We start from the raw sequence: 11,533 nt of genomic DNA, 5'->3' as shown, positions 1-11,533 counted from the left end.
GTATGACGATTCAGGAGCGACAGGTGCCGTATGGGGATGGCATCGTCGTCGTGCGTGATTTTGGGGGAAGCGGCCCAGACGTCCTGTTCGTCCACGCGCCCGGGTTCTGCGCCGCGGCCTGGGACCGGGTGGCAGCGGCACTGGAGGGGAAGGTGCACGCCTACGCACTGGACCTGCCGGGTCACGGCGGCTCGACCGCGTCGGCGCGTCGCCCCGCCGATGCCTGGAACAGCATCCTGGCAGTAGCACGGCACCTGGACCTATCGCCCTTGCTCGTGGGGTTGGGGCAGGGCACTCACGCCAGTCTGTGCGCCGCCATCGAGGACCCTGAACTGTTCACCGGTGTCGTGGCGCTGGGCGGGGCGTGCGCCCGTACCGAGGAGAGCGCCGCTGACGACATCGCGTTCTACACCTCACCGCAGTTCCGGGGATCGCTGCGGGACCGTTTCTACTTCGGGCGTACCGGGACCACCGTGGCTGAAGCCGAACTTCTCATGGACCGGATCACGGCGCAGTTGGCGCGGGATTGGCGGGTCGTGGGGTTCAAGGGTTTGCGTGAGGAGTTGCGGTATTCGATCCGCGCGGCGCCGGATGGGTCCGGCTGGGTGAACCTGCCACACCCGGACACGATCATCAGGTTGGTCTCGGTGGAAACCGGCGACCGTTTGTACCCCGACGAGCGGCTCTATCGGCGCATCCGGGTGCCGGTCTGCATCGTGCAACTTTCGGACGGGTTGGACGCAGCGAACGCCCAGCGGGAGCGTGCTCTAGCCCACACCCATCCGCTGGTGAGCGTGCGCGGGTTGGATTCTGGGGAGTACCCCCACTACACCCGCTATCAAGAGGTCGCCGCCATCGTCCTGGAGACCTGCGAGATGGCTCAGGCCTTAGAGGGCAGGCCGGCGTCGCCCCCGCTGGGGACGCCCGCGGGTTCGCCTCGGCCACGTATCATCTGAGCCGCTGCACGAAGTGTGCTGCTGCTGCGGGCCGCCCTCACAGGGAGGTCTCGGTCATTACCTGCTGCGTGCCCAGCCGGGAGTTCGCTGCGGCTGCGCGCCACGTCCATAGCGAAGGTTGGCGCTCAGGGAGCCTCGTGAGGCCACGAACAGTTCGTCGATGTCGCCCCGGGAGGAACACGGGATGGCTCGGGTGGGCAGCGTCCGAGCCATCCGGTGATAACCAAGATGGCCAACTCCTGGGTCGGACTCGCCCCATGCGCTAGGCCGGACGGATCCTGCCTGGATTCCCGCCAGGTGGGTCTCGTTTAAACTTCACATAGCGCTTGTTTCTATGGGTGGGCTCGCCGCAGCTTGCGGCCCGCGCGACACACCCGCCCCCGGGTTGGTGCCCAGGAGTTATACACGGATGGATCGCCCTGGCACTGATCAGAAGCGACATATGAAGGCTCGAAGGTCCCGTCGTCATTGACGGTGACGATCGCGAATGATGCTGGCGAGGAAGCCGAGTCAGGCTGCGAGTCTGGGTAGGGGTCAACGGTCACGACGACGGCAAAGAAGCGCCTGACGTTACTGGCAGGAGCTGGGAGGGTTTCCCGGACCACGTGACGGCGAGTACGTCCCGGGCGCGGGTGGCGGCGACGTAGACGAGGGCGCGTTCGCGCAAGAGGGCGTCGGCTTTGTCGGCCTCGCTCGTGTCGTACTCACGCAGCGACTTGGGCACGGAACCCTCCTGCACGCCCAGCAGCAGAACGTGGGTGAACTCAAGCCCCTTCGCACGGTGCATGGTCATGGCCAGCGGGAATCCCGGTCGCGGCGTCTCCCGGTCGACGGAGCGTACGGTGACTCCCCGCTCGGCGAGCGCGGCGACGAGGGTCTCGCGGCGGTACTTGTCGCGCACAAGCACAGCGATGGAGTGTGCTTCGGGTGCGCGCCCGGCGCTCTGGTTCTGGGCGGGATCGGAGTCGGGGTGCGGGAGCCAGTCCCGCAACAGTTGGGCCGCGGCATCGAACTCGTCGGTGACGGTTGCGGCCGGGATGAGGATGGGGACCGGCCCGGTCCGGGCGGAGTGGTAGGTGTGCGCCTCGGTCTCGCCCTCGAGATCGGTCCAGTTCGCGCCCGACAAGATGCCCATGGCCCACGACAAGTTCTGTTGCGTGGTGCGGTAATTGAGGGTCAGGCGGCGTGCACGCCCCCGCACATTGATGCCGCAGTGGGAGAGGGTCACCTTCTGCCCGTAGATGCGCTGGTGGGAGTCCTCACAGATGAAAAGGTCGTCAGCGCCCTCGGCCACGAGCGCCCTGAGGAACCTCAGGTGTGAGGCGGTGAGGTCCTGTGCCTCGTCGACGACAACGTGATCGAACGGGCGCTCATCCTGAGACTCGAGCCACTGCGCCGCGATAGCGGCCTTCTCGTCGAAGTTCGTCGTGCCTGCGGCGTGTGCCTTGGCGCGATAGGCGTCGATGACGTTCCACACCGCCACCCGCTTGGCGCGGTCGAGAGCCACCCCACGCCCGGCGCGACGCACCCGCACGTACTTCCGCGGGTCTGTGATGCGGTTCGGCAGCACCACTTGCGTGTACTCGGCCTCAAGGAACGTTCGCGTCGCCAGCTCGCGAGGCAGGGCGGCGCCAGCGTCGTCGATAGCCTCGTCCCACAGGCGGTCCGGAGACCGTTTGAGCACCTCTGTCCGGCGGGCCCCGAGTACTGCCTCTACAGCGTCGGCGATGTCGTCCCCGGCCCGCTGCACCACAGCCCAGGTGACTTGGTCGACGCCGCGAACGAACACCCCGGGCTCACCGGGCCTGGCGGCGAGCGTCGTCGTCTCATCGAGTTTGCGCAGGTTGGCGGCCAAGTCATCGGCGAGGTTGCGGGTGAACGTCGACAACAGGATCCGCGCCTGCGGGTTCTGGGCAGCCAGGAACCGGGCGCGGTGGAGCGCCACGACCGTCTTGCCGGTGCCGGCGCCTCCCGAGAGACGGAACGCACCGTTGCGGGAGCCCTCCGCGTAGCGCCGTTGCTCAGGGTGCAGGAACAGGCGCCACGCGCCCAGGTCTCCGGCCTCGATGACTCGACGCAGTTCGGCGTTGTCGGTCCCCAACCAGTGGAATGACGACTGCGCTGCGGGGTGCCTGTTGATGCTTTCGACGAGTTGGGTGTCGTCGTCGGTCTTGTCGATTGCGACGGGCTCGTCGAGGCGGAACGACACTTTGACGTCGGCGATCGAGCTCCCGGTCGCGAGCTCGAGCAGGGCGTCGGCCTGCCATTCCACACGGGCTCGACTGATGACGTCGTCGACGAGTGCGTCCTCCGTCGAGGCGGCCAGCGCCGCTTCGGCCAACTGTGGATCGATGCCGAGTTCGCGGTGCAGCGCGTCGGCGGTGAGCCCCGCGGGCCACCTCGGGGGAGAGGCCACGACGACCGGGAGAGGCGCCGGATCGACAGGTTCGGCGCTAGCGGGGTCGAGGGGTGCGGTCGGTTCTGGCGTCGCAGCTGCATCGGGCAACGCAGTTGGTTCGGGCGGTGCGGGGGTGCGGGCGGTGGCCTGGATTTCTTCGAGGACGCGCTCGACCTCGGGTACACCGTTGATGGGGTTCATCGACAGGCGCACCTGCTGGGCGATGGCATTGGCCTTGTCGTGCGACCAGACCCCGTGGATCACATAGAACGGCTCGTCACCGGCCACCAACTTGAACATGACGCAGCGGAACTTGTCGTCGACGCGGCCGGTCCGCACTCGAGGGTCGACGCTGCCGACGATGGGTTCGATGTGCAGGCCCGGGAGTTTGTCGCTCTCCTGGAGCTTTTCGAGGAAGGCGTACGCCTTCTTCTTCACGGCCGGGTCCAGTCCGTCCTTGACCTTGCTCCAGATCAGCGTGGGCATGGGCCTAGTCTCCTAGCCGTTCGTCCCTAGAGTGGAATTCACGTGCGACGGATTCCGCCAGCTGGCTCAAATCTGCAGCGTTATCGTCGGCCTGGTGGATCGTCCACCCAGCCCGGCGGAGCGTCTCGATCTCGTCACTCGGCATTGTGTCGTCGACGACGGCCACGTGGGCCTTCGACCAGACCAGGTCGGCGATGGATCCGCTGTCGAGTTCGATGCCGCCCTCGGCCGGTGGCGCGCCCGCCTCGGCCAGTAGCCGGGCGAGTTCGACGATGACCGGGGAGGTGAAGTCGGGGTCGAGGTCGACGCCAGCCCACCCTCCTGGCAATCCGTCGGCAACGACGGCGGTATCCACGACGACTTCGTTCCGACTCTCAATGAGGTCGATCCGCGGTGAGGTCGGTGATGTCTGCGCGGTCAGGGTGGTGATGCGGTAGGGAAGGTCGCTGAAGGCCAGGGCGTTCGACAGACGCAGCCAGTCACGCCACGCGTCCACGTGGTTGGGCTGTGCGAGGGCCTCCGGCCTGTCATCGAGGACGAGCGTCACCTCTAGGGCGGCGTCGCCCTTCAACCGTGTGGCGAACACGAGGTGGTCGCGCGCGTAGAGGAGCAGTGTCTGCTCGCCGGATATCGGCACGGGCCGCTCCTGCAGGCGGTCACACGCAACGGCCACCAGATCGTCGCCAACGCCGATGACACCTTGCGGCACAGCGCCGGGCAGGATGCCGACGAGGAGTGGCACAGCGTCGCCCAGCCGCCGTCGTGGCACGCTCTCCGGGTCCTTGATGATGCCCTCGATCAGGGCGAGGGGCCCGCCCTCTTGCTCGTCCGCCACCGCCATAGAGATGCCCGATCCCGGCGCGCCGGCCGGTTGCCCCATGAGCAGCTTGACCACCTGCTTGTTCAACCACGCGGGGGCTGTGGGGGAGCGCAGGTCGTCGAAGGTCACGGCGATCACGTGAGTGCCGGTGTCGCGCAGTCGCTGTCGCTTGACCGCATCGTCGGCGAGTCTGTTGTGCACCGCGCTCGCGTGGTATCGGCGCCCGTCGGCGAAGACGGCGATTTTGGGCAGCCCGGAGGTCCACACCATGAAGTCGGGGCGCACGCCGTCTAGGTCGACCTGGGGATCGACGAACCACACGCGGTTACCGGCCCCCGTGATCGTCAAGCGTTTACCCCGGGACGTGGGCGTCTCCTTGACGGTGGCGAACGTGCCGAGACGAGTGCGCAGGAGCGCACGGAGCTCGTGCTCCAGCGGCGAGTCTTCTCCCGATACCGGCATGGCCTCGGCCGTCACCTGCCATTCGCAGACGAGCGGGTCGAGATCGGCCAGGGCGCGATCACCGTCGACGCCGAGCAGCGCTTTCAGGGCGCGGAGGGCGTCGACGCGGTAGACGTCGCGGCCGAAGGGAGCGAGGCAGCGGTGGCAGGAGGCGCGTCCCTCGTCGGCGCAGGGGCAGCTTTCGACGACCTTGCCCGCGCTGACGAGGATGGCCCAGAGGCGGTCCGGTTTAGCGAGCTCGGTGAGGTAGCCGGTGCCACCGGGCACGGTGTCGTGTAGGAACAGGGCTTGGCGCACTTCGCCCGCATCGGACCTGACGGGGTGTGGCACGACCTCGACGCGGAGGTGGTTGGGGGCGCCGCCTAGGTGCTCGCGCAGGCCGAGGAGCACTGCGGCGCTCAGGCTCGGGACGCTGAACATGTCGCCGACGACGGAGGCGGGCAACGCGATCGCGACTCCCTGGGTGACGAGTTCGCGTGCCAGCGCAAGGGAGAGGGTGTGCTCGTCAGTGGAGTGTCGGTGTCGACACCAGGCTCGGTGTTCGCGGGCGACGTTGATGCCGGAGCCGCGGTCGAGCTTGCCGCAGGCCTCGCACAGGCGGAACAGTTGCGCGATGGCCTCCCGACCGGCGATCTGCATGGTCTGCGGGCTGGCGACAAGTCGCCCGGTGTTGAACCACCGCACTGTGATTCGCCGGTAGTGGGCCACGCCGAGACCGGCCGCCTCCACCGACCAATGCTCAGTCAGGCGCGCGGGGTCGAAGTCGACGGCAGGAATGATCTCGAACGGGGTGCGGCGCCGGTCGTCGGCGTCGTCACCGATGGCTGCGTCGTCGCGGTTGACGTCGGCGAACACGCGGCGCAGGCGGGCGGCGGCGAACCGCTGTCCGGTCTCGCTGATCCCTCGGCTGCCGCAGCGAGGGCACGCCCGTGGCGAGGGCTCGTCAGGCGAGCTGAGCTGGGCCACGAATCCGCACTGGTCGCAAGCTGCATGGGTGACCACCTCGGCGTTGTCTTGGCCCAGGTCGACGCCGTCGACGCGCATCTCGAGCCGATGGGCGTAGAAGTACGCGCCGGGGGCGAGTTCGGTGAGGGCGCGGGCGGACCCGCGGTCGACGAGGAGCGGCTCATAGCCGTAGTCGCCCGTCTCGGGGTCGCGCCACGACACCTGGGCGTCGAGCTTCACCGAGTCGTCCATCAGCGAGTAGTTAGGCAGAAGGCCGCGCAGTTCGAGGCCGGCGATCCAGGGCTGCGTGGTGCGGTCACTTATCTGGGTCCGCAGCAGCTTGGCCTCGCTCTTTGCGGACTTCACGGCCCGTTTGTCGTCGTCGGTAGCGGCCGGTGAGGCGGCGCGTTCCGTCAGCTCCGGGATGCTCGCCTCGATCTCGGCCTGGCGTCGGCGTAGGTCTTCGATCTCGCGGGTGTGCTCGCCGACGGCGTGGTGGATCGCAGCCTCGGCGGTGTCGCGCGTGCCGCCGCTGTTCTGAGTGGTGGCGGTGACCCACGTCTGGAGCACGCCAAGTCCGGGTGCGCTGGGATCGTCGAACCCGGCGATGAAATCCGCGAGGAACTGCGGGCCTTCATGGTGCAGCCGGGTGATGAGATCACCCAACAGAGTGCCCGGTTCGCTGGAACTGAGTACCTCCCCGGCAGTACGCGGCATGGGCGAATATCCGTCGCGCACCATGCGGTCGATGACAGAGGCGAGGAACTGCCGCTGCAGGATTTCTTCCGCATCGAGGTAGGTGGCGGGTGGGCGCACGGCGCCGCTGATCATCGACGTGGGGTCGCCCAGCAGGGGCAGGTTTTCGCGACGGCCGGGCACGTAGGCCAAGGCCAGGGACGAGCCGGTGAAGCGACCCGCGCGGCCGACGCGCTGCTGGTACTTGGCGACGGCGTCGGGCATCGAGGCAAGCATCACGGTGGTCAAGTCGCCGATGTCGATACCCATCTCCAGGGTGGGGGTAGCGACGAGCACATTGGGGTCACCCGGCTCCTGCTTGGGGCGCTTGAACCCGGCCTCGATCTTGCGGCGTTCTTCGGCGTCCAGGAGGCTCGTGTGTTCGCGGGCATCGACGCGGCGCATGTCGGAGTCGGTGAACAGGGCGCGGTAGAACGATTCGGCCTCGCGCGGCGCTTCTTTCAGTCGTCCGCGGCATTGCAGGTTGTGGCACGGTCCGTTGGCCAGTTGCGCGCTCACGTTCGGCGCGACGGGCATGGGCGAGCGGCAGGTGTCGCAGACGAGCAGCGTCGTGTCTTCGCGCAACTGCACGTCGTCCAGCGGCGTGACCATGATGCGTTCGGCCGGGATTCCGTAGGCCGTGCCCCCGGTATCAGTGGGGGTGGCCGAGAGGATGCCCGCCTCGGCGAGCCCGGCCAGCAACTGTGTCGCCAGTGAAGCGCCGTGATTCGTGTTGACGCCCAGGCACTTTGCCGCCCAGCGGGCGTACCAACTCCGGTTGGACGCGGCGGGAACGAGGGCGCTCTTACTGGTGTCGATGCGGCCGCCGACAACGGGGAAGGCGGGGGCGCTGCGTCCGCGGGGGAACGCCGGCGCACCCTGGTCGCGGCGTCGACCGCCCCAGATCCAGTGGCGGTTGCCGTCGTCTTTAACGTATTTCTTCAGCCACTCGTGGTCGATGGCGCCGTCGCGGCGCATCCGTTCGAGCACTCCTCGCACCCAGGTGGTCAGGGCAGCGTCGACCGCTTCGGCGTCGAGGGTCTGCTGCTGCACGTCGCCTAGGGCTGCCCGTCCGTAGGCGGCGAGTTCTGCGGAGCGACCTGGGGAGACGTAGACGCCGATGGATCCGGTCGCCTCGAGGGTGCGGCCGTAGCCCGTCTGTAGGCCCACCTCGAGAGCGGCGTCAAAGAGCAGGCGTCTGCGCACGGCCTTGCGTGATGTGGCGGGGACACGCGTGTAGACGGGCAACTTCCAGTACGGCTCGAACTGGGCCTGGGTGAGGAGCGACGCGGGGACGAGACGGTAGCGCGCGAAGGGGTCGTTCTCGGCGGCACGCATAGCGGCGTCGACCCAGTCGGGCAGTGACTTCCACCCCGTGAGGGGGCGCCGCAGGGCGGTTCGCAGCGACATGGCGTGGGAGCGGTGGTCGACGAATCCGGCGCGGTGGGCGGCGTCCTGCACGGAGTCGGTGAACACGAGCGAGCGTTTTTCGCCAGCGTCGAGATCGGGGTCGCCGAAGAGGGTCGAGAGGCTGACCGACAGCAGGGTGGCGACGGCACTGCCGAGAAAGCGGATCTGGTCGTCGCGTCCGCAGGAGGGACATTCGTCTTTACGAGAACGCTTTTCAAGGTCCTGGCTGTCGCCGTCGAGCATGACGACGGGCAGCACGCGACCTTCGAGCAGATCGGGGTCCTGGTCGCCGGGGCGGGTGAGGATGGTGCGTTGCGGCATGTGCAGCCATCGCAGGTTGGGTGCGACCTCCTCGGGGTTGGCGGCGCCGGCCGATGCGGCGGTGGCGACGGCGGCCGCCTCACCGGGGGCATGCAACAGAGCGCGGAATCGGCCCTCGTTGGTCATGTGGTCGAGGCGGATCTTCTCGTCGCGGTCACCGAGATCGCGTCCGGTGCGGGCGAGGGTGACGCCCCAGCCGGAGCGTCCGCAGCCGCGGCAGTAAATGGCGGGGAGGGCGTCGCCCTGGCCGTCGGGGTCGATCGTGGCACCGTCGTCGCTCCATCGGAATCCGGGCTCGGACGACACGACGCGGTCGATGCGGGTGAGTTCGCGCAGCCACAGGGTGACGTCGACGGAGACTGCGTCGCGGGTCTGGGCGCGAATCACGCTGAGGCCGGCAAGAATCGTGGCGAGCGCGCCGCGAGCGGCCGCCGTGTCTGCGGCGGCTGAGCTGGCGAAAAGTCGGGCGGTGAGGTCGTCAATGTGGGTGGCGTGTTCGGCGGCTTCGATGAGGGAGCGCACTCCGGGGTGGGCTTGCAGGAGGGCTTCGTCGGGTGCATCGGGCAGCGGGTGGCGTTCGTCGTTGCGGTAGAGCACGGCAACGGTTTCCGCGAGGAGGCGTTGCGGGTCGCCGACATGGTCGCGGCCGACGGCGGCGAGGTCGGCAAGGTCACCGGCGAGGAGGGATTCGAGCTCGCGGGCGGCCGAGCCGGTGGAGGCGGTGCGAGCAGTCGCAGTGAAGTCTTCGATGTCGACGCGGGCTTCGGTGATGGCGGCGTCGTCAGTGAATTGTTCGCCGAACACAGTTGTCGCGAACGCGAGCATGGCGCTGGGGTCGCCGGCGTCACCGAGGGTGGCGGAGGTGGCGACGGGAGTGACCTTGCCGAGGGGGCGGCCGTGGTAGAGCGCGCGGTCGGGGTGGTCGGCAGGAACGTGGCTGCGCAGTGCGAGGCCGAGGCGTCGCAGCAGGATCGCGACGTCGGTGCCCTGCGCGCCGTCGTAGGTGTGGAATTCGTCGAGGACGAGATAGGTGAGGGACTGCCAGCTCTTTTCCCAGAGGGGTTGGTCGGCCGGGCGCAGGAGGAGCTGGTCGAGCATTTTGTAGTTGGTGAGGAGGATGTCGGGCGGGTCGTCGCGAAGGACGGCGCGGTTGGTGATGAGGCCGTCGGCGGAGACCTTGGTGCGCCCTTGCCCGCTTTGGCCTTCGCGTGCGTCGCCTGTGTAGAGGCCTGCGGTGATGCCCGCGAGTGCGGGGTCGCCGGTGAGGAGGGAAGTGAGGCGCCTGGCCTGGTCGTCGGCGAGGGCGTTCATCGGGTAGAGGATGAGCGCTTTGATACCGCGTTCGCCGCGGTTTCGGGCGCGCAGGCAGTGGTCGACGATGGGGTGCAGAAATGCCTCGGTCTTGCCCGATCCGGTGCCGGTGGTGACGACGGTGGGCAGCGGGCGGGGCTTGTCGGGTCCGAGGTTCTTGCTGGTCAGGCGGGCGTACGCTTCGGCCTGGTGTCGGTACGGCGCGAACGGCGGCTTCCAGTTGAGGTGCTCGCGCCAGGATCCTTCCGCAGGCTTGAAAGGCAGGCGCAGCCGGACGTAGGGGCCTTTGAAGATCCCGTCATTGGGGTGCTCGAGAAACTCAGCCAGTGCTCGTCGCGGTTCCGCATCCGCCAACGCGAATGTTGTCGACAAGTAATCGACCAACGACCGCCGCACCCGCTCGGCCTGCAAGCTCGGCAGCAGCTGCGTCATTACGCTCCCCCTGAGCGGTCTGCGTCGACCGGTTCGATTGTCGGCGTGGTCGTTTCACTCTACTGGCCAGGTCAGTGTCGCGGTTTAGGACGAGGGGAGCTCAGAGTGCGGAATGTATGCCGATCGATGGAGCGGGGCGGGAAATAGGTGCCGTTCGGCCGAACCGGCCCCCTAGGGTGCGCAGAGTGAAGATCAAACGGGGCGAATGGCATTGGGGAACAGGCGGGCTCAGTCCTGGGCCTGGCGTTCATGGTCTAACTCAGGCTCCGGGGCCAGAACATTGTTCGGGACCCTGCCTTTTGGGGCCCGATCGGCGGAGCAGGGGTGGCGATCCCCGGTGTGCTCGTGCCGGCCTGGACGGCGGGCCGTCGCGAGGTCGAGAATCGCGCAGCGGCCGAGCGCCACGAACTCGCCAAGGCCGAACGGGACGAAGCGACTCGTCTTGATGGCTTTCTCCGCGAGGCCCTCGTCGCGTTCGGCCTAGCCTGCGACGGCTAGGTTAACTTCGCAAGTGACATGCCGAGGCGCTGCCGCCGCAGCAGCGCGAACTGCGTGAAGTCGCTTGGGCTGCCCTCCGGGCTGCGAGACAACGAGCGAAGCTGCTGACGGATGACCCGGAGGTGCTTGCAGCGATAAAGGCGTGCGAGGACCTGTCGGAGCATCCGACTTCATGCATCGTCGGGGAGCGCTACCGTGTCGCGGCTCCGAAAGTGATGCGTGAAGGAGAGCGGCCCTGGAGGTGGGGATCGCAGCCGTCGTCGAGGCGGCCGTCGCCTCCTCCGCGCGACGTCGCGGCGCTCCGCGCCCCAGACCGGCGGCAGAAGGTCGGCACATTTATGAATCCCCACTCATGGAATTCAATTTACTCGGCGGTGGGGTCAATTAAACCGGCCGCGGGAGGGGTCAGGAACGTCACAGCGCCTCTGGGGAAGGACGGCATGACGATCGGTTGTCCAAGAACCTGGCTGACTTGGTCCTGTAGCGCCTGGCGGGCATAAGGCAACAGGGCCATGACGCCTACCTTGTTGGCGAACTCTGTCAGGGTTGGCTGCTGGAACAGGCTCTGGTAGTCCATACTCACCTGGTGGGTTGCGACGGGTTCAACGATGACGGTTCCAAGCTTGGTGGTGGCTGTCATGCGTAGCCAGTGCTGCCAGCGGCGCGGTTCCCCCGTCTTTCGCTCGGCAGGATCGGGGAAACTTATGCTGAGCGCAAACTCTGGCGGTTGCCTTCCCCGGTCGAGGAGGTGGACAGCTC

5 protein-coding genes are annotated in these 11,533 nt (G+C 67.8%); 2 read left to right on the top strand and 3 right to left on the bottom strand.

Annotation, left to right across the window (positions count from 1 at the left end):
* Positions 1–2 precede the first annotated feature (2 nt).
* Positions 3–956 carry an alpha/beta fold hydrolase gene (locus G9V96_RS08350; RefSeq protein ID WP_168582618.1) on the top strand — a complete coding sequence of 318 codons (954 nt, stop codon included), beginning with the start codon at positions 3–5 and terminating at the stop codon, positions 954–956.
* A 541-nt stretch (positions 957–1,497) separates the two neighbouring features.
* On the opposite strand, the gene G9V96_RS08345 is transcribed toward G9V96_RS08350, so the two are convergent.
* On the bottom strand, positions 1,498–3,840 hold the full coding sequence (locus tag G9V96_RS08345; RefSeq protein WP_168582617.1) for a 3'-5' exonuclease: 2,343 nt from the start codon (positions 3,838–3,840) through the stop codon (positions 1,498–1,500).
* Positions 3,841–3,844: 4 nt separating this feature from the next.
* Positions 3,845–10,276 (bottom strand): DEAD/DEAH box helicase, encoded by a 6,432-nt coding sequence (locus G9V96_RS08340; protein WP_168582616.1) that lies wholly within the window; start codon positions 10,274–10,276, stop codon positions 3,845–3,847.
* Positions 10,277–10,600: 324 nt separating this feature from the next.
* On the opposite strand from G9V96_RS08340, the gene G9V96_RS08335 reads away from it, so the two are divergent.
* Entirely contained in the window at positions 10,601–10,774 is a 174-nt protein-coding gene (locus tag G9V96_RS08335) for a hypothetical protein (RefSeq protein WP_168582615.1), read from the top strand.
* A 364-nt stretch (positions 10,775–11,138) separates the two neighbouring features.
* Here the strand turns inward: G9V96_RS08335 and G9V96_RS08330 are convergent, their stop codons facing one another.
* The gene (locus G9V96_RS08330) at positions 11,139–11,414 is read right to left on the bottom strand and encodes a hypothetical protein (RefSeq protein ID WP_168582614.1); all 276 of its coding nucleotides are present in this window, start codon (positions 11,412–11,414) and stop codon (positions 11,139–11,141) included.
* Positions 11,415–11,533 lie beyond the last annotated feature (119 nt).

The sequence above is a fragment of the Gephyromycinifex aptenodytis genome (assembly GCF_012277275.1).
GTDB classification, from domain to species: Bacteria; Actinomycetota; Actinomycetes; order Actinomycetales; family Dermatophilaceae; genus Gephyromycinifex; species Gephyromycinifex aptenodytis.
The sequence above is the reverse complement of the archived record's forward strand: the minus strand, read 5'-3'. Positions and strand labels throughout refer to the sequence as shown.